Origin of the sequence: Alicyclobacillus sp. SO9, from assembly GCF_016406125.1 — a bacterium.
Classification (GTDB): domain Bacteria; phylum Bacillota; class Bacilli; order Alicyclobacillales; family Alicyclobacillaceae; genus SO9.
On the sequence record NZ_CP066339.1, the window covers coordinates 3,898,084 to 3,923,714 of the forward strand.

A 25,631-nucleotide genomic window follows, 5' to 3' on the forward strand; every position below is an offset into this window, starting at 1 on the left:
ACCTGCAGGGGCGGTCTTGCACTTGTTTGTGACGCTCATCTCGCAAAAGAAAGTACCTACATGGAACCCTTCATAAATCCGGCAGCTTTGCGCTCACCAAAGCTGTCGTTATACCATGTATTGTATCCTCTAAACCAGAAATGACGCTCAGGCGTCGGCCACCAGACTTTAAATTCACCGCTGTCATAGAGCAGCCCCAACATATACAACATTCCGTCGTAGTATCGCCAGTGTCCGGAAGGAATACTTTGATTCCACAAAGACTTCACAAACTCGTATTTTAACGGTTGTCTTGCGGCAATAGCGGATGATGCATTCATGGCTACCAAACCGGTAGAGTGACCGGAGCTAGTGCTTAATTCTGTCCCATTCAAGGCATAATTGTTCCCATAAGAATTTATCCCTTGACTGTTAAAAAACTTCTCTATGGTGTTGGAGTACCTTACCTCCCAGGGCTTTGGTCCAAACCATGCCGCATCGACATTTGCATTAGCAATTGCCCGCCAAGCGTCAAACTCAAAATACTTGTGTTGTGGTCCCCAAGAGGGGGCATATGGTTTCCCGGTAAATGTGCTGTAATCCGGCGCCAATCCGGTCTTGGGATTAGCAGCATTTTGGAGTAAGCGTTGGGAGGCAAAGTATGCTTTGTCCCAAAGAACGCGATCGGCTGGGTCGGCCGCTGCAAAGACTCTGTAGAACGCGGGTAGAGCATAGGACGGATCCGTAAATCCTACGCTTCCAGGCGGTGAAAATGTCGGTAAGTAATACTTGTGACTAAACATATTCACACCGCCAATAGCAGAGTCGTGCCACATTGCGTGTAAAATCAACCTGGCCTGGTGCTTATAGTTGTAGATACCGCCGCCGTTTCCAAAACGGGCTGAAGCAAACAACAATGCAGCCGTTATCCACTGGTCGCCGTCAGGTGCCACACCCGTATCCAATACGGTACCGTTCGGTTTTGTATGCCACGAGAAATAGTATTTTTCAGGCCCCGACTTATGCTGCATATATGTTTTTGCGTAGTTCCACAAAGAGTCAAACGCTTTCTTATGTCCTAGCTCCACTGCAATCATCATGCCGTACCCCATACCTTCCGTGCGCACATCGGCATTGCCAATATCCTCGATGTAAGCCATCGTAGGCGTCATCTGATAGTATACGGTCTGGGTGTTTTTGTTCCCGTGAAACAACTGATTCCAGGCGGCCTTGATTTTTTGGTGGATGGCTGTCTGTGAATAGCCTGTCTGGGCAAACATGTTGGGTCCTCCCCAACTCACTGGCTTTCCTCCGTAATGGGATGCACTGCCTACTGCATTGCCAGACCTGTGTGATGCTGCCAAAGCGGTTACAGGACTTACGACCATGAGCGAAGACAGTAATCCCACTCCTGCTAAACTAAGCTTCCTCAACATTCTCAATTCCTCCTAGTGGTTCACTACCTTTGAATCAACCAAATCTGCGGACCGTCGACGAACAGAACACTTCACAGTTGCTTATTTACATCTGCCTAATCACAGTACGTGCGAAGCCATTGCTGCGCCAAATTTAACCATACTAGTATTGTTGTGTGCCGAGCGACTGTTTGTATTGCAACCTCTCACATTGAATCAGACGAAGCAGCGGGTCCTGTTGTTATTTCGCCGGCTTCAAGTGCATCAGAATAATTGAAGCTGCGGGGCGATTCCATACTGACGGTGATACATACGGATTGTTTTTGCTCGGCCATCCTGTGTATTTGGCTGTACTAAATTCGTACCAAGTCGCATTGTATGTGAGCGGGATTGTTGGCAAATCATTAGCCATGACTTTTTCTATGGTGTAGATACTTTGCTTTTGTTTGGTTGGGTCTGTTGTTCCTGCGAATGTATTCAATGCCTTGTCAACCGTCTTATTACTGTAAGCCATCCAATTCGATGCTCCTTTGGTACGCAACAGTGCGTCGAACACATAATACGGATTGGGTCCACCGTTAGCAGCCGACACTGCCAACTGGAACTTGTGAGCTTTTAAATTGGCTTGGTACGATGCGTTCTGCTCCTGTTGAACATTTACCTTAATTCCAATCTGTTTTAAGTCCTGTGCAATCATGGAGGCCTGCATATCCCAGTCAGTCCAGCCAGCTACAGTAATGAGATTGAATTTCAACTGTTTTCCAGACGGAGAAACCATAACTCCTGAACCATTCTCCTTATAGCCAGCATTTTGCAGCAACTGCTTCGCTTTTGAAACGCTGTAGGTAAAACTCTTCTCAGAAGCTGTGAGGTTCGGGTCTAACCACTTACTCTGGGATGGAGACACGGCATTTGGTTGTGCCACTTGTTCAAAACCGTATTCAGCCTTTTGTGCCAGGGCCTTTCGGTTGATCGCCAGACTCATCGCCTGACGCACAACTTTCTTGCTCAACAAAGGATTCTGGAAGTTCGGCAAGAGACTGAAAATTTGCGTCGGCGGAAACCAGTAGTTATTGGTCGATTTTTTCGAAGTATAGATTTTTTTGATGTTGGGGATAAACAATCCTGTCCAATCCAACTTGCCTTGTGTCAAAGCCAATGTAGCACTGTTATTTCCGTTGTACGCGGGAATCTCTACCTCAGGTACTGGAGGCTTTCCTTTGTAATAATTGGGGTTTGCCTTGTATTTAATATCTTGAGATGTAAAGCTTTGCAGAGTGTACGGCCCGGTGCCTACAGGACTTGCGTTAAGATTTTTGGCAGGATTTGAGATGTTCTTCCAGATGTGCTTTGGCACAATATACGTTTCCAGCACATACATCGCAAACGGAACATCGGCCTGCTTAAAATTGAAAACAACCGCTGAGGTTCCCTTCGCCTTCACACTGTTTAGTTTTTGCCAAACTCCGTTCAAATCAAGAGACGGATTCTTCTTTAGGATTTGAAAGGTATAGACTACATCCTGCGCAGTGAACGGCTTACCGTCCGACCATTTCGCTTTCGTATTAAGCTGTACTGTCAGCGTCTTATTTCCATTACTCCACGTCATTGTTTTTCCTAGAAAAGGGAATTTTTTGCCGGTTAAGCCATCGTAGTAAAACAGCGGCTCGTAGACCAGTCCGATTGCGCCGTAGTCAGCGGTGGTGGAAAACGGGTTAAAATTCTTCTGATAGCTTCCCTCCGGAGTCGGCAACATGAGAATTGGTTGTGCCTTGCCAGCCGATGAATTCGAAGTCGCCTGATTTGAGGATTTGCCAGAAACGTTGCTGTTTGCACTATTGGAGTTCCCGCAACCAGTGACAGCGATACCAAGAATGACCACCGCACTGCTCAACAAGCCCAATTTTTTCACTGTTTTCATCTTTTTGCCCCCCTGTAATAAGGTAATATAGTACGTGAAAGTCATGATGGATGCGCTTTCAGCCGCTAGAATGAAATCACTTTCCAAGGCTGTTCATCGATGAAACTTACCAGTTCTATCTCAGTTGATATTTTGACAATTCTTATAATATCATTGGCGTCAGGGAGTCATATGCCCAGTTCGGGCCGACTTTTACCCAAAACGCGCACAACTTTTCAGAATGAAGGTGAGGACATGGGACAGCCCAATGCGTTGTACGAATACATGATGCCTAACATGGATTCAACGTTTCGTTTGTTTGCTGCGCACCTGCGATCCGTGGATTCTCACTGGAAATATCCCAAGCACACAGATACGTTGTTCGAAATTAATCTTGTTGTTGAAGGACAGCAAACCATGGTCGTAAATGGAAAACGATACGTACAGGACCCAGGCGATCTGCTTTTGCTGAAACCCAAAGACATCCATCAAGCTCAATGTTCAAAGGGTTCTTCAATGACCTACTACTGTCTTCATTTCGACGTTGATTACCGGCCCATACGAGAATTGCTCTACAGCAACGAGTGTATTTTCTATCGCCATGACAGTGTGCTGGCTCAGGAAATCGATTCCGTTCTAAAAAAGCTCATTGACATCACAGTCTGCAAGGATGAACATTCAGTTGCACAGCGCATGTCGGCACTGGCTACCATGTTTGAATTATTCGCCAAACTGAGTGACGCTCTGTCTGGCCAGACGGATGCCAGGCCTCACAGTGCCGGCGCAATGATTTCGCGACAGATTGCTGATGCCTTAGACGCCTATGTTGATAAGATTGACCAGGAAGAGGAGCAACCAAAAGACATAGTCCATCAAATATCCCTCGACCTTGGCTACAGCGTTTCAACTTGTGGACGCATCTTTCAGGAAGTCTACGGTATGTCTCCCCGTCAATATCTCTCTGCTGTTAAACTACGAAAAGCCAAGTTACTGCTCATAGAATCCGATATGACCGTAGAAACCATTTCCAGAAAATTAGGCTACGGTGACATTGCCCATTTCAGTCGACAATTCAAACGATGGACCGGACAATCGCCAAGGTCATTCCGCGTGGATTTCCAGTAGTTGTTGTCTTCGCAAGACAGCGCATTATGAAGTACTTGACGCTTCGTTTCAAAATCGTCCTTAGACTATCCTTGAACTTCTACGCCAGTTCCTTTGCGTAATGACAAGCCGCGTAGTGATGTGCTGCCAGTTCGCGTAATGCCGGGGTTTCTGTTCGACAATCGTCTTTCACATATGGGCACCTGTGCGCAAATGGACATCCGACACGACCTTCCGATAAATCAGGCGCTTCATTGCTGGTTTCAGGTAAGCTCTTACTCCAGTCACTTCCTGGTGTGGCCGCAAACATTAATCTCGTATACGGGTGCAACGGTGATTTCAGCAAGTCTCTGGAGGAAGCAGTCTCCATAACGCGACCCCCGTACATCACCATGATGCGGTCTCCAAAATAACGAGCAGACGCAAGGTCGTGGGTGATATACAAATACGATAGGTCAAAATCGCTTTGCAGTTCGCTCATTAGTTCAAGAATCCCCGCTCTGATGGAAACATCAAGCATGGAGATGGGTTCATCTGCAACAATAAAAGACGGATTCACGGCCAATGCCCGTGCTATTGCTACACGCTGTCGTTGTCCACCTGAGAGTTCATGGGGAAATTTGTTGCGGAACTCATCAATAGGGGTTAAGCCTACTCTCTCGAATAGTTCATCAATTTGCTGTGATACTTGGCTTGAATTTCCATGACGAAACTTTCGTAACGGAAATTCTAAATGCTTTTCCAGCGTACGCACAGGATTTAGCGAACCAAACGGGTCTTGAAACACCATTTGAGCCGTTTTCCGATAATCACTGAGTTTTGCTCTGCGAATGTGAGATACATCTTGCCCTCCCACTGAAATTGTGCCTTGCGACGGTTCAAGTATTCTGACCAAAGCCCGACCTATGGTACTTTTCCCGCTTCCAGATTCCCCGACAAGCGACAAAACTTCACCTTTGTTTATATGAAAGCTGACGTCATCTACGGGCGTAATGTACGCCTTGCCTCTTTCGTTCCGTATTGGAAAGCGGATTTTCAGGTTGTCAACTTCAATGAATCTTTGCTGGGCCATGTCGATATGCCTCCTTTCTCGGAGTTAAACAAGTGACATTCCACCTGTGCGTATTCGCCTAAACTAACCTTCGCGGGCCTGGCTTCTTTGCAGACCTCTGCCGCAAACGGACATCGAGGGTGGTACGCACAGCCATCTGGCAACTGCAGCAGGTTTGGCGGACTCCCAGGAATACCTTCAATATGAACGTCTTCATGCGTCAGCTTTGGAATTGCCCGTAAGAGTCCTTCTGTGTACGGGTGATGGTCTACGTCGTCACCCAGTCTTTTGGACTCTGTGTCCTCCACGATTCTGCCCGCATACATGATGGCAACCCGTTGTGCCAATTCTGTAACCAGACTGAAGTCATGGCTGATAAACAAAATTGCAAAACCATGTTCCGCCTGAAGTTCCTGAATCTGATTTAAGATCGAACGCTGCACAACAACATCTAAGGCTGTTGTCGGTTCATCCATAATGACTAAATCGGGCTCAAGCGCAATGGCGATAGCAATGACAATCCGTTGTCGCATGCCGCCCGAAAGCTCGTGCGGATAGCTTTTTAAGTACTTGCGGTCAATTCTGACCAAACTTAACAATTCAAAGGCCCTGTTCCGGGCTTCTCGAATGGACATGTGGGGTCGGTGAGCACGCAGAGTATCGACAATTTGCTTTTCGACATTCATCACAGGATTTAAGGCTGTCATGGCACTCTGGAAGACCATAGACATTTTGTTCCACCGGAATGTGCGCAGTTCTTTCTTGCTCATGGCGTATATGTCTTGACCATTTACACGAACCGTTCCTTTTGTAATGTGCGCCCCGTTCTTAAGCAGTCTCATCACTGCGTTAGCCAATGTCGATTTTCCCGATCCCGATTCTCCAATTAAACCAACAATCGTATTTCGGTAGACTTTGAGATTTACGTCATTCACAGCTTGAACTGGACCGGCAGCAGATTCGTATACCACCGAAACGTCTTCCAACTCAAGGACGGGCGTGTTTTCTTCCACGGCGTTTGCCTCCCAACTGTCGAAGTCGCGGGTTGGTAAATTGGTCGATACTGAAGTTGATGAGAACTAAAGCCAGCCCGACAAGCGCAATACCTGCCCCAGGTGGAATGAACCACCACCAAGCCCCATTCAACATTGCACTTCCCGCTTGAGCCCAGTACAGAATTGTCCCCCAACTCACAGATGTAACGTTCTCCAGTCCTAAGTAGGCGAGTCCGGATTCCGCAAGAATGGCACCAAGGCAAGCAAAAATGATGTTCGATGCGATAATACTCGTCATATTTGGAATGATTTCCGTTACCATGATGCGCAGCGGAGAGGCACCGGAGAGTTTTGCCGCGACAATAAACTCGCGTCCGCGCAAGGACATGGTCTGCGCACGAAATATCCGCGCACCCCAAGCCCAGCCTGTCAATCCAATAATGACCCCGTTTATCATCGGTGTACTGTTGTGAACCATTGATTCAATGACAATCAGCAACGCCAATCCCGGCAGGACCAAGAAAATGTTTGTGACAAAGTTCAGGACGGTGTCGACGATACCCGGATAGTATCCAGCCGTAACACCGAAGAGCAAGCCAATGACAGTTGCCAGAAGTCCAGCCCCGACACCGACTGTCAGCGTTGCCCTCGCGCCGTAAATGAACTGGGAAAAGATATCCTGTCCGGTCGTGGTCGTCCCGAATAAATGTGCTGCACTAGGAGGTTCACTCATGGGGAAGTTCGTTGACAGAGGATTGTAGGGTGCAATGAACGGCGCAAAAATCGCAGCCAAGGCGAATATAAGGAACAGGACTACCCCAACAGCCGATCTCTTATCTACAAACAGCAATCGCACAAAGCCAAATCTGTGCTTTTTCTTACGAAATTGTGGACTCGGGGAAATACCTGTCGTTTCTGTCGTCATGCGTTAGCGCCCCCTGTACGAACACGTGGGTCCAACCGACTGTAAATCATATCAACAATGAGGTTTGCAACTAGAACTGACACAGCAATAATAAGAAAGGCAGCTTGGATGAGCGGGTAGTCTTCTTGTAAGACAGCCTGGTTTAATTGCTCTCCAATCCCCGGATATGAAAACACTTGCTCTGTTAAAATGGAACCGCTTACCACATTACCGATGGCAATAGCAAAACTCGTAACCTGAGGTAAAATGGCGTTGCGAGCCGCATATGAGAAAATGAGTCTTCCCGGCTTGACCCCCTTCGCTTCTGCAAAAACCACATAATCGTCACCCAGTGTTAAAATCATATTGTTGCGCATACCGACCAACCACCCGCTCAGTGACCCAAGAAAAATAGTGATAGCCGGAAGCACACCGTGTTTTAACGCGGAAAGCAAAAAGGGCATAGTCAGGGACGGCTTATACTGAGAGGCATAACCTCCGGATAGAGGAAACCATCCGAATTTGTAAGCGAATACAAACAACAAAAGCAGTGCCGTGAACATATACGGTGTGGCTTGGACAACCATGGAACCAACAGGCAAAATGGAATCCATAATCCCTCCTCGTCGCCAGGAAATCCAGATTCCGAGACCCGTGCCAACGAAAACTGCAATGACGGTCGTACTGCCAACAAGAACCAGGGTCCAGGGAAGACTCCTTTGGATGACCTGTGTGACTGGAGTTGGATAGTACGTATAAGACAAACCCCAGTGACCAGTGACCAAATTTTTCAGGTAAGTAAAATACTGTATTAAAAGAGGCTGTTTGCTGAATCCAAACTGTAACTTTAATGCCTGCAGTGCTTGCGGAGACAAGCTGTTGCTAAACTTGGCGAACATTGCGTCTGCCGGGTCCCCGGGCATCATACGCGGCAGAACAAAGTTGATTGTGACTGCCGCCCATATGGATACCACAAAAAAGCCAAGACGGTTTAAAACATACCGCATAAAATCCCTCCCTCTTGAACGGCTTGTATAACTCTTGCACATGTGCTGCTGCTGTCGACGCAATCCACAACTAGACTTGTCTTGCCTCCCTGCGTATGCGCTTACAATTCGTTTCTGAATTTTCTTGTATTTCTTACACTACGGAGCACAAACTTTTATCCATTTTTCTCACCCCATATCTCCTCTCAAATTACTTGACAATTATAATATCAGTCTTGTGGGAGCGTTAACATTCCCAGTTCAAGCCTGTTATTACCCAAATCGTGCAAACATTCGGTTGGGCAAAACCAGAATTTTTTCCTTGCAGTTTTTACAGAACGACCCATGTATTGTGAGAATAACCCGGCTGCTCCAGCCGGGTTATTTTGTTTCTCCAATTTCTAAAAACAGTTCATCATCCAATCCAGTAATTTATACGGATGCGATATATTGATTCAAAATTGATTTAAGCATTTCCTGACGGCCAGATTCGTTACGAATCTCGTGTTGTAATGCATACTCTTCTAGACTCTTAAAGTTGGCCTTCCCAGCAACAATATCTGCTCCAATTCCTTCCTTGTAGCTCCGGTAGCGCGTATCGATGAAGTCTTCCAACACTCTGTCTTCGAGCAGCTTCGATGCGACTTGAAGCCCCTTTGCAAAGCTGTCCATCCCTGCAATGTGCGAGTAGAACAAGTCCTCAGGATCCATCGAAGGCCGACGCGTCTTTGCGTCAAAGTTCATCCCACCACTGTGAAGCCCGCCATTCTGCAGAATTTCGTACATCGCAAGCGTTGTCGAGTACAGGTCTGTCGGGAACTCATCCGTGTCCCATCCCAACAGCAGGTCCCCTTGGTTCGCATCCACTGAACCAAGAACCCCGTTCACCCGGCTCACTCGCAACTCATGTTGGAAAGTATGTCCGGCCAATGTGGCATGGTTCGCCTCAATGTTCAGTTTGAATCTGTCCTTCAATCCATACTTGTATAAGAATGCGATACTGTTAGCTGCATCGTAATCGTATTGGTGTGTTGTAGGCTCTTTCGGCTTCGGCTCAATCAAGAATTGACCTGTATAGCCAATTGCGTCCGCATACTCCAGTGCCATGTGATAGAACCTGCTCAAATTGTCCAGTTCAAGCTCCATGTTTGTGTTCAGCAGCGTATCGTATCCCTCGCGTCCGCCCCAGAACACATGGTTTTCAGAACCAAGCTCTTTGCCAATTTCCAAGCTCTTTTTCACCTGTGCTGCCGCATACGCAAATACATCCGCATTGGAGGAGGTGGCAGCACCGTGTACAAACCTTGGGTTTGTGAACATGTTTGCTGTGTTCCACAGCAGTTTTACGCCTGACGTCTTCATATATTCCGCAATCATCGATACAATGACGTCCAGATTCCGGTTGGTTTCAGAGAGCGTGTCCCCCTCCGGTGCAATATCCCTGTCGTGAAATGCAAAGTACGGCACACCCAATTTTTCTGCGAATTCAAAGGCAGCTTCCACTCTTGCCTTCGCCAAATCCATACCAGACAGATGGTTCCAAGTCCGTTTCATTGTTCCGACTCCAAACTGATCGGAGCCGTTAGCTGTAAACGAATGCCAGTATGCTACAGAGAACCGCAAGTAATCTTCCATTCGCTTTCCTGCTACCACTGCGTCAGGGTTGTAATACTTAAAAGCCAGGGGATTCTTGGACTGAGGACCCTCATATGCAATCTTCTTTACATGTTCAAAGTATGCCATTCTCTTCTCCTCCTAAGTTGTTGTGTGACTGTCAATGAGTGCTTTATACCAAGGACTGCCTTGTGTTTCCACAGCTTTTGTATCGCAGAGTGAGTGTGGATTCTTAGCTGCATTTACCTCGAAAGCTGGTTAAGCTGTGTAACAATATCCTTCGATGCCGCATAGCCTTGGCGAAAAACCGAATAGAGTGAATCGTAAAACTCGACCCATTCCTCCTTGGGACGGACAGTCTTCCCGGATGAGAGCCAAGAGTGAACGGATTCGCTCGTTTCGTCGAGAATCCCAACCCCCTGGGCTGCCAAGATGGCTGCTCCGTAGGCCGGGCCGTGTGAAGCCTGGACAATTTCCAACTCCTGTCGAACAACGCTTGCGAAAATTTGCATCCAGATGTCTCCTTGTGCACCGCCTCCTGAAGCCTTCCACTGCGAGGATGTAATACCGAGTTCGCGGATGATTTCCCAAGCATCCCTCAGACTGAAAGAAACGCCCTCCAGCACGGAGCGTACCAAATGAGACAAGTCATGGCGCCATTGCAATCCAATCCAGCCGCCTCGCGCATTTGGATCCAGGTGCGGTGTTCTCTCCCCCAGCAAATAGGGAAGAAACAATAACCCTTCCGCCCCGGGAGCAACCGACTCAGCTTCGTCCATCAAAAACTCGTAGACATCACGTTTGGATTGATTCGCAGCTAGTTGTTCAACTTGCGCAAACCGATTTCGGTACCACTGAAGCGATCCGCCTGCTGCCTGAGTAACACCCATGACAAACCAACTGTCCCTCTGCCCATGGCAAAAAGTATGCAACCGGCCTTTGGGATCCCGAAGCGGGGAATCCGTAACAGCCAGCACCACGCCGGAGGTCCCAAACACTGCAGAAATCGCTCCGGGTTCCAGAACTCCCAACCCGATGGCACCTGCTGCTTGGTCTCCAGCTCCTGCGACGACCGGAATACCTCCAGGCAGACCCAGCAGCGCACCGGCTCCATCGGTAAGATGCCCAACCACGTCGTTGGACTCGTAGACAGGTGGAAGCCATTCCTTTGACACCCCAGTGGCTTGACACATTTCGCTGGACCACTTGCGTTTGGATACATCAAACAGCAGTGTCCCAGACGCATCAGCAACGTCCATGGCATATGAGCCCGTCAGTTTGTATCGGATATAATCCTTCGGCAGTAGTACACAGCGAATTTGACGATACAAATCCGGTTCATAATCTCTCATCCACAACAGTTTTGTTAGAGTGAAATTCGGAAGAGGGGGGTTTTGCGTCAATTGAATGATTTGCTCTCTGCCAACCGTCTGCTCCAACGCAATGGATTGTTCTTCAGTTCGCACGTCACACCAGATAATAGAAGGTCGCAACACTTCGCCGTCTCTGTTTAAGGGCACCAAACCGTGCATTTGGCCAGAAAACCCAATGGCTTGAACATCAAGGTTGGTCTTTTTCTCTAGTGCACGCTGCGTGGCCTTAACGGTTGCGTTCCACCAGTCCTCGGGATTTTGCTCTGCCCACCCGAGCTTTGGAGTCGCCATGTCATACGTTTCTGTGGCGGAACCCAGAACCGTACCATCAACTCCTACTACAATCACTTTTGTGCCGGAGGTTCCTATGTCAATTCCCAGCACTGCTTGTTGCATAGTCATCACACGACCTCCCCTTCCAACGCTGGTTTGGATACGACTTTCATATACCATCTCTCAGGGAACAGTCGACGAAGGTTATGTATTCTTCACCAGAACCAGAGAGAATGACTTCCTGAATCCGATTGCAAGCCAGTTAAAAGCAACTCCGATGCACACTTGAGCGGACAAACGGCCGAGGAATTTCCGACCCATTTTTATCGCACATGTGATTTTGCATTACAAGTCATTTTGTTTAAGATATAAACAAATTAATCAAGTCGAGTATATTATTTACCTTGTTTTTTTTCAAGTCATTTTTTCGATAGGTATACTTTCTCTAACCCTATCAAGCAGCTAAACCCTATCAAATACAGCACTATATCTCGGAATTTAAAATCCCGAAACTTCAGATGAAAATAGGTTGTATCCATAGCAATTTGGGATCACTTGAAGACTAATGATGGGTTTATTTGTTTGACACATTACACTAATTCTTCTATAATTATAAGGAATAATACTAACCTATTCAGGATTACTTCTTTAAATAACTTTCAGTCTTTTACTTTCCACCCATTTGTATATTAGTATACATGAATGTCAAGTTGCTGCGATAGAATGCTCACAGACAACTCTGATGACTCCATTTACGGGCAGGCTTTGTTAATGATACGCACAGGAGATCAAGCTTTTATAAAAGAATTGAACAAGTCCATAACCATTAACTTAATCCGAAGAAGAAGTCCTATTTCGCGTTCACAAATTTCCGTGGAAAGCGGCCTTAATAAAGCGACCGTGTCCTCTCTGATTGATGAACTCATTTCGGAAGGCCTTGTCATTGAATTAGGACCTGGCCATTCATCGGTAGGAAGGCGCCCTGTCATGCTTGGATTCAACGGGAGTGCAGGACATACCATTGGTGTTGAACTCGGAGTAGACTACGTTCGTGCCCTATCCACTGACTTGGCGGGCAATATTGCTCTCTCAGAAGAGACCAAATCTCCCGATGCTGGGAATATTCAAGAAACTATTGCGTCGTTGGCAAACCTAGTGAAGGAAATCATTGCAAAAACCCCTCCTTCAAGACTAGGCATCATTGGAGCCGGCATTGGTGTGCCTGGTATGGTTGACTTTAGCAACGGTACCGTATTAAATGCGCCAAATCTCGGTTGGTTCAATGTTCCTCTAAAATCCTATCTTGAAACGCACCTGAATATCCCCATCTTCATTGATAACGAGGCGAACACAGGTACTTTGGCGGAGAAAATGTTTGGACATGGCAAACAGGTGTCGAACTTTATCTATCTCAGCGTGAGTACCGGTATCGGGACCGGCATCATGATAAACGACAACCTGGTCCGAGGCAGTCATGGGACCGCCGGGGAGTTTGGTCACATGGTTGTCGAGACGCAAGGGTTGCGCTGCTCCTGCGGTAATCGAGGCTGTCTGGAAATGTACGCATCTGAGAAGGCACTGGTCACAAAATACCAGCAGCTCTCTGGCAGGACGCTGCCCACTCCGGAAATCATTTCGCTCTTGTCACAAGGAGACGCCATGGCGTTTCAAAGTGTCCAGTCTGTCGGTCAGTACTTAGGAATTGGCATTAACAATATTATCAATGGATTGAATCCCACACTCGTCATTATTGGAAATCACTTTAGTACCCTAGGAAGCTGGGTAATCCCTCAAATCGAACAAATCATCGGCAATTCAACCTTGAGAACTCCTCCCTCTCAAGTCAGGGTGGAAGTGGCCTCCCTTGGACGTGATGCCACTTCAGTCGGCGCAGCAGCACTTGCGATTAACGAGTATTTTGCTGGTCCAATACACTGACTCAGCTATCTGACTCAAGTATCTGTCGCAATTGTCATGACAAAGCAAACAGAAAGCCTACACGCAAAATCGGCCGGACATAGAGGACCTCGCGCAGGAAAGCGCGAGGTCGTTCTCATTAAAAAACTACAGCATGTCAGCGGCGGCGACCTAGTCTACAGCAACATACTTGCGCCACACGTGAACTGGTTGCCAATTTAATAACTCCTTTGCTTTCTTGTTTGAAAGCAGTGTCTCATAGCCAGACAACTCCTCTCGGAAGTCTGTTACATTCGGATAGCGAGCTGCCATCAATTCGCGGCTTTTAATGTCCATACTTGTTTCATCGTTCGCAATGTTTAAAGCGACGGCTCCCAAATTATCCGTCTCGATGGCTAGCCTGCAGGCAGTTCCCGCATCCCGAGCATCAATGTAGCTCCATAAAATACGCTCCCGCTCTACTGCGTCATGGATAAAACCCTTAAAAAGGGGATACATATCAGGTGTAATCACATTTCCTAGACGGAAGCAGGCAACTTGAATTCCCGTTTTTCTATGAAACATTTCTGCAGTTTTTTCATTTACAATTTTCGAAAGACCATAACTGTCTTGGGGCAGTTGGGGATGTTCTTCGTCGATTGGAACATATTTGGGCTCCATCGGATGCACCGCAAAGCAGATTCCATAGGAAGATTCACTGGATGCAATCACGGCCTTTTGAATTCCAAGGGTCGATGCAGCTTCCAAAATATTATAGGTTGCCATCACGTTGTTTTGAAAGGTGACCTCGTTCGGATGTGAATATGCTACAGGTATAGCAGCTAAATGAACAACGGCGTCTGCATCACTCAACACTCCGTAGACCTCACCAAGATTTGTTAAATTGGTAAGTACAGTTCTACACAGAGGCTCTTCAGGCAGTTTTGTGTCAACATTCACCACTTCATAACCGTTATCAACAAATTCCTTGACAACCCATTTGCCTAACTTTCCGCTCCCGCCGGTGATGACCACTTTTGACAATCCCAACACTCCCCTAAGGTTTCTACACACTACTCTTTCTCAGGTCTTCTTCTCGTTTGCAGAGTCCGTTCCCTGCTCGGTAGATCTGCCATCAACAGCGATTCTAGCGAATCAGTTCAACCTGGACTTTTAATGCGGTTTTATCCTTGGGTTGCGACAGTAACTCAGGGACTTCATCGAGTGAAATTGTGTGTGTTAAAATCTCCCCAATATCAATTCTGCCTTCTTTAAGAAGTTGAAAAGCGGGTATAAAAGTGTTGTTAATCGCCATCGAACCAAGTATGGTCCAGTCCTGATTATAGATTTCAAAGGGATTTACTGTAATCTGTGCTTCCTGGGGAGTTACACCAAATTGCAGAAACTTGCCCGTCTTACCCAGGTACTTAAACTCTGTTTGAATAACCTGCGGTATTCCAGTGACATCAACTACGATGTCGAATCCCTTTGGATATGAGTGTGACAGGACCGCCTCTGATGTCTCGGAAAGTATGCCTCGAGTGGCACCATATTTCAGGGCGGTGTCCAATTTTGTCTGTTCCACATCAACGACGACCAACTCCGAGGCACCTGCATGGGCTAATGCTTGAATCAATTGAAGTCCCATGGCACCAACCCCAAAAAGTAATACGCTGTCACCCATACGGACCTGTAACCTGTTCATCCCGTGAACAACGCATGCGATGGGTTCCACGAAAGCACCTTGCTCAAATGTCATCTCATCAGGCATTTTTACGGCGTTTTTTGCCGGTACGGCAACGTACTCCGCTAATGCTCCGTCAGTTGTATTGCCAATAGCTCCCCAGTGCTCACAGTGATTAAATCGATTGGTCAGACAGTATTCACAACCCCCACAGTACAGCGTTGGATCGACAGATACTCTGTCACCGGGTTGAAAGCGGTCCACGCCAGCGCCTACTTCCTCAACTATCCCGGAGAACTCATGTCCCGGAATAATTGGATAGGGTGAAAGAAATTCACCGTCGAAAATGTGCTGATCGGTTCCACATATACCGACACTGTGCACACGAACAATCATGTCGTGTTCGGATGTCAATGTTGGGTACGGAACTATTTCTACTCTTCCATCTCGCGGTCCATGGACTACGAAGGCTCTCATTTCTCGTTTGCTCATTCATCTCACACTCCGTTTACGTATAGTAGTGCTTCTCCTTAACCTTTGACGGCACCCATACTTAATCCCCGCACCAGCTGCTTCTGAGCGATCCAACCGAAAATGACCGGAGGCAGAACCGCAATCGTGCCAATGGCACTTAATTTGGACCAAAACAGTCCCTCACTAGTCATAAACGAAGAGACCAATATGGGAAGCGTAGCTGCATGCGTATCGGTAATGTTTAATGCAAAGAAGAATTCATTCCACGAAAACACAAGACATAACAGTGACGTTGCAAATAGACCAGGACGTACTAGCGGCAGTATAATTCTCCAAATCAGGGCAAAACCATGTGCACCATCGACCTGACTCGATTCAATCACAGAATACGGAATATCTGTGAAGAAGGACCGCATCATCCAAACTACAATCGGCGTATTCATGCCAATATAGAGAAGTGAAAGACCATAGAGTGTATCGAGCATGTTCAAATCCCGAAACATAATGTATACAGGCACAATGACACCGACAGACGGAAGAATCTTCGTTGTAATAAACCAGAAAAAGATGTCATCTCCGTGCTTCGGTTTGTAAATCGCCAGGGCGTATGCCGCTGGCACACCGATAGCCAGCGCAATTATGGTCGATCCGATTGCAGCAATCAGTGAATTGCCCAAATACGAGAAGACCCCCGAAGAAAAAACGAGTTGGTAGTTGTGCAAAGTGGGATGGAAAACGAGACTTGGGGGCATGTGCACAGCCTGCTGCTCGGTTTTAAAACCATTCAGGAACATGACGAGAATGGGGTAAAAGTAGACAATGGCTACAAGCCAAGCTACGATACCAATTACTGCCTTCTTGGAACGTTTCATCGTAGGGTCTCTCCAAACCGATTGCGAATATTTTTAAACAAGAATGACAATCCAACCACTGTTAGAACAACGAATAAAACGGACACAGACGACGCAAGTCCATAGTGATAGTTCTGTACTTGGGTTCGATAAACCAGGTAGGACAGATTCGTGGACGCAAGCCCAGGTCCGCCCTGCGTTGTCACATAAATGGTGCCAAATGTCTGCAAGATAAAGATCAACCCAAGGAAAATTGCAACTTCCATGTAGCGCATCAGATGAGGAATGACCAAAGAGAAAAACCTTTGGATACCATTTGCACCATCTAATTGCCCGCTTTCATGTAGTTCTTCCGGAAACGACTGTAATCCGGCCAGCAGAATCAGCATAAAGAACGGGATCCAACGCCATGACAACACCAGAATAATGAGAATCATAGGATCACTTTGAGCTACCGCAACGGGATGCATACCAATATGACGCATCGCCCACGCGAACAAGCCAAAACTCGGATCGAAAATGATATCTTTCCATATAATCCCGGATACTGTTGACATCACGAAAAATGGCGTAATAATCAGCGACCGAACAATACCTCTCCCCCAAAATGGTTGGTTCAACAGTAAGGCGAGCAACATACCAATGCCAAGACAAATCACTAAAGTAAACAACGTGATGACCACTGTGTTTAACGTTGCATGATAGAATTGCATACTGCTAAGCTCTCGTGCGAAGTTTGAAAAGCCAATAAATTTTATACCCTGGCTTGGACGCAGCAAGTTCCAGCGAAAGAACGAGAGATACAAAGTGCCTAGAAACGGGATTTGCGTCAGGACTCCGACAACAATCATCCCCGGGAGTATTAAGCGCATATAACGCTGTTTTGGATGTTGATGAGAAGCCCGAGTCGTTACACGCCTCCCCCTTCCCGTCGTCATCCGAGACTGAATGTTTTCCAACGCAATCAATGCCTCCGTCCACTTCAAGATTCACAAGGTGCTTATCCTGTCAAATGTTTACCGCGGAAGGCCCCACAGGGGGACCCTCCACCCTTAAACACAACTATTTCTGATAACCATTTGTCTTCGCCATTTGATTTGCTTCTTTCTGTGACTGCTTCAGTGCCGCTGCCACACTCTCTTTTCCGGAGATAGCATTTGCAATGTTCTGAGAAACTTTGTTGCCCAGAGACTGAAATTCTGGAATACCTACAAACTGCACGCCTTTGTATGGAACAGGATTTTTTGTAGGGTGGTTTGGCGTCGCACTCTGAATTGCGTTTAAAACCAGTTTGGCAAAGGGCGCAGCCTTTGTGTAATTCGGATTCTTATAAGTTGATACCCGCGTGCCGGGAGGGACTACGCTCCACCCTTCCTTTTGCCCAACAAGCTTGATATACTGCTTGCTTGTTGCCCAAGTAATAAACTTGAAAGCTGCCTGCTTATGTTTGGATGCGCTCTCCACCCCCAAAGCCCACGTGTACAGCCAATTGTGACCGTTCTTTGTTGTCTCAACGGGAGCCGGGGCGAAACCGATGTCTTTCGCATACTTGGAGTTGCTCTTATCACTCAAGTATCCTGCCGCAACCGTTGAGTCGTACCACATTGCACCTTTACCGTTTGCCATGTCGGTTTCCAATTCGGTAAATCCAGACGATGTTGCACCAGGTTCACCGTACTGTTTAAGAAGATTCACGTAGAAATCAACGGCTTTTGACGTAGCCGGACTTGTTAGTTGTGCTTGCCATTTCTGATTAAACCATTCACCGCCAAAGGTGTTAATGACAGTGTCGAGGGATGCAAGACTTTCGCCCCACCCCTGTTCACCCCGAAGCAGAATACCTGCGGTATTCTTTGAAGGATTGTTTAGCTTCTTAGCGTAACTCTCAATTTGATTCCACGTCGGATGTGCCGGCATCGTGATTCCGGCCTTTTTAAACAAGTCTTTTCTGTAGTAGAGCATTGAGGACTCTCCATAAAAGGGTAGTGCATAAAGTTGACCTTGGGCTGTCAAAGACTTCCTAATAGGCTGTAGAATATCCTGGAGATCGTACTTCTGCTTTGCAGAACTACTCATTTTGTTGAACATTGGTGTGAGTGCTGACAACCACTTGTCTTTCGCCCAGATTGGTGTGGTGTAGTTCGAGACTGTGACAACGTCAAACTTACCGGTCTTCGTAGCGACGTCTTGAGTTACTTTGTTCCGCAACTGGTCTTCAGGGAGTGTCACAAAGTTGACCTTAATCCCAGTTTGCTTTGTGAAATTCGGAGTCAGTTTCTCCATGATTTTCATGTCAGGATTGTTAACGGTAGCTACGGTAATTGTGGTCCCGGAGCCGTTTCCCGAGCCTCCTGAAGTTGTCGTATTCCCGCTGCCTGAACCGCTTACATTACTGTTCGCGGTATTGCACCCCGAGACGGCTGCCAGTGTTAAAAGAACGGCACTGGTTGAGAAGACCCACCTTGATTTCTTCAATATTCCTCCCCCTTTTTGCTTACATTCAAAACGAGTGACTGAGAATGAGTGACTGTATTCTTGTAAGAAGAGTTTGATATATTAGGTAGTGTAGTTCTCAATTTTAATCATGTCAAATCATTTTCAATCAAATAATTTCATTTATAGACATAGATACAACAAACTACAGCAATAAAGTGCAGTATCAGTCGATTTTATTGCAAATCTATACTAAAATAAGTAATATCAAGTCACATTCGCGCACCTATGAACACAAGGAGAGGTAGCCATGTTACCGGTCGAGAGAAAAAGGCGCATTGTAGAGCTAGTGACGCGAAAGAGCATTGCTTCCATCACAGCATTGTCTAAAGAACTTGGTGTGTCGGAAGCTACGATTCGTCGAGATATTGCGGAAATTGAGCAGGAAGGTTTGTTAAAAAGAACATATGGCGGCGTCTTTGTAGACCGAAGTGCCAATATTGAACCCCCATTCCCGGAGCGAGTGGAGAATGAAGTGGAGCAAAAGATGCGCATAGCGCAGAAAGCTGCAGAAATGATTGATGACGGCGACCACATTATTTTGGACTCGGGGACAACAACACCATTCATAGCCAAAAACATTGTAAACCGAAGAGATATCATTGTAGTTACGCCGGACATGAATGTGGCTATCCAGCTTCGGGAAGCAACCGGAATCAAAGTCATTGTTACAGGAGGAGTCTTGTACCGGTCTGGATACGTATTAAACGGTATGCCTGCACTGGAGTTTCTCAACACCGTTCACGTGCAAAAACTTTTTTTGGGCGCCCAAGCCGTACATCCTACTTATGGCATAACACAGACAGAGTCTGAACTCGTCCAATCTAAGCAAGCCATGATTAAGGCAGCGCAGCAAACGGTCTTATGCGCCGACCACACCAAAATTGGAAAGGTCACACTTCATACCGTCGCACAAATGCAGGAGATTCATACTTTCATCACAGGAACTGAAGCACCCACGGAACAACTCATAGAATTCAGAGACAATGGTGTACGAGTGGTGACTGCATAGCGGTCACCAGAGTTTCCCAGGCCCTTTCGAATTCATATGATGTAAATACCATTGCGTGTCCTCCCGCTAGCTTTTCGACTGGTGTGACCAATCTAAAAGATGAGAAATAGCAGAACTTCTGTGTTGGTATGCATCCTTGTATAAGTGTGAGAGTTCTTGACGAGGAAAGACTTCCGTTGCGTCCAGGGAAAACGCACGTGGCATTTTAGATGCATTCGGCCAGACTCCCACACCCAGACCTGCCAACAGAGCTACACCATAGGAAGCTCCACCACTCGCTTTCGGGACGCGAAGAGGTGTTCCTAGAACATTTCGGAGTATATTGAGCCAAAGTCGACTTCGAACAACGCCACCCGTTATTGTAACCGCATTCATAGGGCCAACTGATTGCGATAGAAGTGAGACACCATCTGAAATCGAATAGGCGACACCTTCAACAACAGCTCGCGTAAAATGCGATTTGTGGTGATGCACGTCAATCCCGATGAAGGCCGCGCGAATCTTGTCAGAATTAAGCGGGGTCCGTTCGCCAGTCAGGTATGGCAGGTAGACGAGACCGTCGCTGCCCGGCGGTGCGCTGGCTGCAACTGCCATCATGTCATCATAAGATGCGCCTTGTTCAAACACATCCCGAAACCACCGGAGAGAACCGCCTGCGGACAGTGTCACAGCCATTGCATACCATCTTCCGGACAAAGCATGACAAAAGACATGAAGTGTAGGATTTTGCTTGGATGCTTGTTCCGCAGTGGGCGGCTCATCCAGAGGACAAAGAACAACCCCGGAAGTGCCTACAGATATCATACCTTGACCAGGTTCAGATATGTTGAGACCAACGGCTGCAGCCGCATTGTCTCCGGCCCCCGCTATGACTGGAATACCAGGTCTCAATCCAGTCACCTCAGCCGCAGATTTTGTTACGTAACCGATGACATCGCTGCTTTCTCGAACTGCAGGGAACCAATCTCTTGGAAACTCCAACTGCTCAATCATTTCATCATTCCAAGTCCTTGTCCGGATATTAAAGAACCCGGTTCCGCTTGCATCTGAAACATCCGCAGATCTTACACCCGTCAGCCGAAAATTGACATAGTCCTTGGGCATCATAACAGTCTTAATCCGACAGTAGGCATCGTAGACGTTGTTTCTCATCCAAACCAACTTTCCTGCCGTAAATCCGGGTAACAGCGAATTCCCAGTTTCACTCTGATACTTCTCGGCCCCCACATTGTTTAAGATGTGCTCGCAAATTGGGTGCGTCCTTGTGTCATTCCAGAGAATGCTTGGATGAACGGGAATACCGTCTCCATCAACGCAAACGGAGGAGTGCATCTGCCCCGCAACGCCAATTCCAACGACTTGGTGAGGGTTGATTCTATTCCAAATATCATGAAGCACGTTTCGAACCGCCTGCCACCAGACATCCGGATTCTGCTGGGTCCACCCGCTGCGAGGCGTATCAAATCGATAAGTAGAATAAGACTCGGCAATGATCTCCCCCTCTGAATTTATCGCGAGTGCCTTCGTTCCTTCGGTACCCACGTCAATTCCGAGTACGATTGGCATGTGTATTCCTCCACATAAACATTTCAGATAATTATATCGTACCTCGAAATTCCGTAAATAACTATTAGATGAAGGCGCTTATTGACCTCATTAAACGTATCCATACGCCAAGAAGCCGCCGTCCACAATTAGTGTTGTACCTGTCATGTAGTCTGAATCGCTGGACGCCAGGAAAACTGCCGGCCCAGCGATGTCGTCAACTTTTCCCATACGCCTTGCAGGAATCTTCGCAATCATCTTGTCCGGATTATGAACACCCTGTTTTATGTACTCCTCAACAATCTCCGTAATAATGAAACCAGGGCTAATTGAATTCACTTGCACGTTGTGCTTTGCCCATTCCACCGCCAAATTCTGCGTTAATTGTTTAACCCCTCCTTTACTTGCAGCGTAAGCCGCTCGTTCTGGAATTGCTGCGTGAGAAACGATAGAAGTAATGTTGATGATCTTGCCCCCGTTCCCCGTCTCTATCAGATGTCTTCCAACTGCCTGGCAGTAAAAAAACGTACCATTCAGATTGATATCCAAGCAACGCTTCCAATCCTCATAGGCTAAGGCTTCGGACGCACCAGCCGCCGATATGCCTGCACAGTTCACCAGGATATCCACTTTGCCCATGGAAGTTACAGCTTTAGATACGCTCTCTTCGACTTCTTCTGGATTGCTGACATCCGCGACAAAACTCTTCGCATTAGCACTCGTATGTGACCTAACCCAGTTACACTGTTGCTGCAACTCTGTATCTGTGCGACTCACTAGAAAAACATCCGCACCTTCTTGTGCCATCCGTCGTGCAATCGCTCCGCCAATACCTCGCCCCGCACCTGTTATTAAGGCTGATTTGTTTTGCAAACGCATTTTCAACACTCTCCCAACTTATCATTCTCAAGTTTAAGCACAGTACTTTTTTGTTATAAAATGAGTCTGCCCAAGGTGTTCACACCAGTTGAAACGGCGGGTCCTCAGCAATAAATTGCACAGGTAATAATGGAAACATCGACTTAACGGATTCTGCTAGATACTTCATACCAGATTCTTCGCTCCTTAAATGTCCGATAATAATCAGGGCCTTGTGCATGCCCACAGCGATAGCATCGCGGACATACTCCGGAGTTTCCCATTCTGGACCCTCCCCAATAATCACTAGATCTAAATTTTCTCGGCGAAGAAAAGGAATAGCCAACTCACCACCCCCCGTATAACCTGGTAAGACGCCAACACGTGAACACTGCATGGAAAGATTTCCGACAACTTTCACATAGGATACATCCAGCTTCCTCTTTACATACTCAGCCACAGCTTTCAGGCTGATGGCTGGAATGGACAATGGCGGAGTGTTCAGCGGGAGCAGCCCCTCGATACTCGGCTGGACGATATACTTAGACCAATCCAGGTCCTGAATCAGCCCTTGAACAATTCCATCCGGGTTATTTCGGTGCATGTGGTCGTGTAACCGAAAAATAGACATTTCTTTCTTTTCAATAAGGTTTTGCTTTCTCCGAAACACAATGTCATCTTCCAACATCTCGACTTTATCCATGTGGTGATAAAAAGGCGCCTCATGTGCAATCACCAAATTTGAACCAAGTTGGGCTGTTTGCAGAAGTACGCTATAAGACGGCATGAAAGTCGTCACGATACCTTTGACTTCTGCTTCCGTACTTCCCGACTTGAGCGTATCAACCCTACTCTCGACAGGACCAAGCCATCCAGTTACCTTGCGAATCACTTCTCCAACCGTTGGCATGACGAATCATCACTCCATCCCTGACTGAACCGCTCGATTTGTCCCAAACAAAACGACTAGACAGGAGTTATTTACATGTTACGGCCGTGCATACACCTCACAACCTTACAAAGACATTTGAACATGTACACGACATTTACTATAATTCTAAGAGAGACTTGAATACTAGTATATACACAATAATGATTGTACAATGGAGGACATACTCATGCAATATTCGAGCAATCCCGCTAGCACATCCACTGAAACCGGTTACGAGGCTTGGCTCCGCTATACTCCCGCAGATCTCGAGTCGAACGCCAGGGAGATTCAGGAGTACTGTCGGCATATCGCGCTGCCCAAGAGCTCTCTGGTCTTGCAAACTGCAGTATCTGAGTTAAGTAGGGGAATTGCCTCTATGTTCAAGTTTGAACCGATGATTGCCAACACGCGTCAAAATGGGCACGGGCTCGTACTGGGATTGTTACAAAGCGATGGGCTAGTAAGCAGTTTGATAGACATTCCAAACCCAGAGTCCTTGACACCGGATAGCTATGTAATTCAAGCAGTAAAGACAGAACATTCAGCAGCGATAGTACTGGCAGGCGCAAGTGATGCCGGTTGTTTGTATGCAGTATTCCACTTTCTAAAAATGCTTCAGACTGGCCAACAGTTCACTGACATTTCTGTGCTAGAAACGCCAAAGAATCGACTGCGGATGATTAATCATTGGGATAACATGGATGGAAGTATCGAAAGAGGGTACGCCGGCAAATCCATCTTTTATCAGGACAACGAGTTCACAGCTGACTTTGACCGCATACAAGACTATGCGCGTTTACTAGCATCAATCGGGATTAATGCGATTTCCCTTAACAATGTAAATGTGCACGACACTGAAACAAGGCTCATTACCAAGAGGTATTTACCAGATGTAGCCCGAGTTGCAACTGTATTTAGAAAGTATGGCATTCGTATTTTCCTCAGCATCAACTTTGCCAGCCCGATTCAGATTGGGTCCCTGACTACAGCCGATCCCGCTGAGCCTGAGGTACAAAGATGGTGGTCCACAAAAGCGGAAGAAATTTATGGATACATACCTGATTTTGGAGGATTTCTCGTAAAAGCAGATTCGGAGTTTAGACCGGGACCGTTTACCTATGGAAGGACTCATACAGATGGTGCGAACGCACTGGCAAATGCTTTAAAACCCTTTGGCGGTACCGTCATCTGGCGCTGCTTTGTCTACGACTGTCTGCAAGACTGGAGAGACCGCACCACAGACCGCGCCAAAGCTGCTTACGAACACTTTAGACCACTTGACGGACAGTTCAAAGATAACGTCATATTACAGATTAAGAATGGTCCAATGGATTTCCAAGTGAGGGAACCAGTCTCTCCCTTGCTGGGAGGACTCATGTCGACAAACCAGTTATTAGAATTGCAAATTACACAGGAGTACACAGGACAACAGAAACACCTTTGCTATCTGGTTCCCCAATGGAAGGAAATCATTAGTTTTGACACCTACGCAACAGGAGAGGGCTCGACTGTAGATAAGATCGCCAGCGGAGACTTGTTCAACAGGCCCCTAGGTGGATTTGCGGCAGTATCGAATGTAGGAGACGACAGCAATTGGACAGGGCATCTACTAGCTCAAGCAAACTTGTTTGGGTACGGCAGACTGTCCTGGAATCCCGAATTGAGTTCCGAACAAATCACAGACGAATGGGTCCGTCTCACCTTTGGTCACAATCCAACTGTTGTTAGTACTGTGACCAGAATGTTGTTAAGTTCCTGGTTTGTCTATGAAAATTACACGGCCCCGTTAGGGGTAGGATGGATGGTTAACCCAAGCCATCACTATGGTCCAAATGTAGACGGTTACGAATACTCAAAATGGGGAACCTACCACTTCGCAGACTGCAGCGGAATTGGGGTAGACAGAACCAGTGAGTCAGGTACAGGATTTACCGCGCAGTACTTCTCTCCAAACAAGGAAAACTACAATTCTCTTTCTTCATGCCCGGATGAGTTGCTCCTTTTTTTCCACCATGTTCCCTACGACCATCAACTCAAGTCAGGTAAAACGGTCATTCAACACATTTACGATTCCCATTTTCAAGGAGCGGACGAAGCCCAGGCTCTCTTGGAGCAATGGAACTCACTGTCACAAGCAGTTGACTATCAGCGGTTTAGGCAAGTGCAAAGAAAGCTGCAAGAACAAGCGGAACACGCTAAAGAATGGCGGGACATCATCAACACATACTTCTACCGAAAATCGGGAACGAAGGATGAAAAGGGGCGACATATTTATTAATTAATCCACCTTTGC

At 46.9% G+C, this 25,631-nt stretch carries 20 protein-coding genes; 4 read left to right on the forward strand and 16 right to left on the reverse strand.

The genetic code is table 11. From position 1 onward, the window contains the following. Nucleotides 1–56 precede the first annotated feature (56 nt). Both GI364_RS18360 and GI364_RS18365 read right to left on the reverse strand, forming a co-directional pair. Nucleotides 57–1,415, reverse strand: coding sequence for a family 8 glycosyl hydrolase (locus GI364_RS18360; protein WP_198850665.1), 1,359 nt, complete (start codon nt 1,413–1,415; stop codon nt 57–59). 220 nt (nt 1,416–1,635) lie between these two features. Next, nucleotides 1,636–3,315 (reverse strand): ABC transporter substrate-binding protein, encoded by a 1,680-nt coding sequence (locus GI364_RS18365; protein WP_198850666.1) that lies wholly within the window; start codon nt 3,313–3,315, stop codon nt 1,636–1,638. Between the two features lie 234 nt (nt 3,316–3,549). On the opposite strand from GI364_RS18365, the gene GI364_RS18370 reads away from it, so the two are divergent. Then, nucleotides 3,550–4,419: an AraC family transcriptional regulator gene (locus GI364_RS18370; protein ID WP_198850667.1), complete on the forward strand. Its 870-nt coding sequence runs from the start codon at nt 3,550–3,552 to the stop codon at nt 4,417–4,419. 79 nt (nt 4,420–4,498) lie between these two features. Here the strand turns inward: GI364_RS18370 and GI364_RS18375 are convergent, their stop codons facing one another. The 6 genes from GI364_RS18375 to xylB (GI364_RS18400) form a co-directional block, all read right to left on the reverse strand. Further along, entirely contained in the window at nt 4,499–5,470 is a 972-nt protein-coding gene (locus tag GI364_RS18375; RefSeq protein ID WP_198850668.1) for an ABC transporter ATP-binding protein, read from the reverse strand. Then, nucleotides 5,434–6,462, reverse strand: coding sequence for an ABC transporter ATP-binding protein (locus GI364_RS18380; protein WP_198850669.1), 1,029 nt, complete (start codon nt 6,460–6,462; stop codon nt 5,434–5,436). The genes GI364_RS18375 and GI364_RS18380 overlap by 37 nt, the downstream gene beginning before the upstream one ends. Then, the gene (locus tag GI364_RS18385) at nt 6,437–7,369 is read right to left on the reverse strand and encodes an ABC transporter permease (RefSeq protein WP_198850670.1); all 933 of its coding nucleotides are present in this window, start codon (nt 7,367–7,369) and stop codon (nt 6,437–6,439) included. The genes GI364_RS18380 and GI364_RS18385 overlap by 26 nt, the downstream gene beginning before the upstream one ends. Continuing rightward, complete coding sequence (locus GI364_RS18390) at nt 7,366–8,355, reverse strand: ABC transporter permease (RefSeq protein ID WP_198850671.1); 990 nt, start codon at nt 8,353–8,355, stop codon at nt 7,366–7,368. The genes GI364_RS18385 and GI364_RS18390 overlap by 4 nt, the downstream gene beginning before the upstream one ends. A gap of 411 nt (nt 8,356–8,766) precedes the next feature. Further along, entirely contained in the window at nt 8,767–10,077 is a 1,311-nt protein-coding gene (xylA, locus tag GI364_RS18395) for a xylose isomerase (RefSeq protein ID WP_198850672.1), read from the reverse strand. A 113-nt stretch (nt 10,078–10,190) separates the two neighbouring features. Further along, nucleotides 10,191–11,723, reverse strand: a complete 1,533-nt coding sequence (gene xylB / locus GI364_RS18400; RefSeq protein ID WP_198850673.1) for a xylulokinase — start codon at nt 11,721–11,723, stop codon at nt 10,191–10,193. Between the two features lie 642 nt (nt 11,724–12,365). On the opposite strand from xylB (GI364_RS18400), the gene GI364_RS18405 reads away from it, so the two are divergent. Continuing rightward, complete coding sequence (locus GI364_RS18405; protein ID WP_198850674.1) at nt 12,366–13,532, forward strand: ROK family transcriptional regulator; 1,167 nt, start codon at nt 12,366–12,368, stop codon at nt 13,530–13,532. Between the two features lie 150 nt (nt 13,533–13,682). On the opposite strand, the gene GI364_RS18410 is transcribed toward GI364_RS18405, so the two are convergent. The 5 genes from GI364_RS18410 to GI364_RS18430 all read right to left on the reverse strand — a co-directional run bounded on the left by GI364_RS18410 (nt 13,683) and on the right by GI364_RS18430 (nt 18,974). Beyond that, complete coding sequence (locus GI364_RS18410) at nt 13,683–14,534, reverse strand: NAD-dependent epimerase/dehydratase family protein (protein WP_198850675.1); 852 nt, start codon at nt 14,532–14,534, stop codon at nt 13,683–13,685. Between the two features lie 103 nt (nt 14,535–14,637). Continuing rightward, nucleotides 14,638–15,666, reverse strand: coding sequence for a zinc-dependent alcohol dehydrogenase family protein (locus GI364_RS18415; RefSeq protein WP_233095864.1), 1,029 nt, complete (start codon nt 15,664–15,666; stop codon nt 14,638–14,640). Nucleotides 15,667–15,704: 38 nt separating this feature from the next. Then, nucleotides 15,705–16,520: a carbohydrate ABC transporter permease gene (locus tag GI364_RS18420; RefSeq protein WP_198850676.1), complete on the reverse strand. Its 816-nt coding sequence runs from the start codon at nt 16,518–16,520 to the stop codon at nt 15,705–15,707. Further along, on the reverse strand, nt 16,517–17,458 hold the full coding sequence (locus tag GI364_RS18425) for a carbohydrate ABC transporter permease (RefSeq protein WP_198850677.1): 942 nt from the start codon (nt 17,456–17,458) through the stop codon (nt 16,517–16,519). Before GI364_RS18425 ends, GI364_RS18420 begins: the two co-directional genes overlap by 4 nt. 103 nt (nt 17,459–17,561) lie before the next feature. Next, complete coding sequence (locus tag GI364_RS18430) at nt 17,562–18,974, reverse strand: ABC transporter substrate-binding protein (RefSeq protein WP_233095865.1); 1,413 nt, start codon at nt 18,972–18,974, stop codon at nt 17,562–17,564. A gap of 268 nt (nt 18,975–19,242) precedes the next feature. Here GI364_RS18430 and GI364_RS18435 point away from each other — a divergent pair, with 268 nt between their 5' ends. Beyond that, on the forward strand, nt 19,243–20,004 hold the full coding sequence (locus GI364_RS18435) for a DeoR/GlpR family DNA-binding transcription regulator (protein WP_198850678.1): 762 nt from the start codon (nt 19,243–19,245) through the stop codon (nt 20,002–20,004). Nucleotides 20,005–20,070: 66 nt separating this feature from the next. Here GI364_RS18435 and xylB (GI364_RS18440) read toward each other — a convergent pair whose 3' ends face one another. The 3 genes from xylB (GI364_RS18440) to GI364_RS18450 all read right to left on the reverse strand — a co-directional run bounded on the left by xylB (GI364_RS18440) (nt 20,071) and on the right by GI364_RS18450 (nt 23,317). Beyond that, on the reverse strand, nt 20,071–21,570 hold the full coding sequence (xylB, locus tag GI364_RS18440) for a xylulokinase (RefSeq protein ID WP_198850679.1): 1,500 nt from the start codon (nt 21,568–21,570) through the stop codon (nt 20,071–20,073). Between the two features lie 90 nt (nt 21,571–21,660). After that, nucleotides 21,661–22,428 carry an SDR family NAD(P)-dependent oxidoreductase gene (locus GI364_RS18445; protein ID WP_198850680.1) on the reverse strand — a complete coding sequence of 256 codons (768 nt, stop codon included), beginning with the start codon at nt 22,426–22,428 and terminating at the stop codon, nt 21,661–21,663. Between the two features lie 79 nt (nt 22,429–22,507). Further along, entirely contained in the window at nt 22,508–23,317 is an 810-nt protein-coding gene (locus tag GI364_RS18450) for a Nif3-like dinuclear metal center hexameric protein (protein ID WP_198850681.1), read from the reverse strand. A 208-nt stretch (nt 23,318–23,525) separates the two neighbouring features. Between GI364_RS18450 and GI364_RS18455 the strand changes: the two genes are divergently transcribed. Further along, the gene (locus tag GI364_RS18455; RefSeq protein WP_198850682.1) at nt 23,526–25,616 is read left to right on the forward strand and encodes an alpha-glucuronidase family glycosyl hydrolase; all 2,091 of its coding nucleotides are present in this window, start codon (nt 23,526–23,528) and stop codon (nt 25,614–25,616) included. Nucleotides 25,617–25,631: the final 15 nt, after the last annotated feature.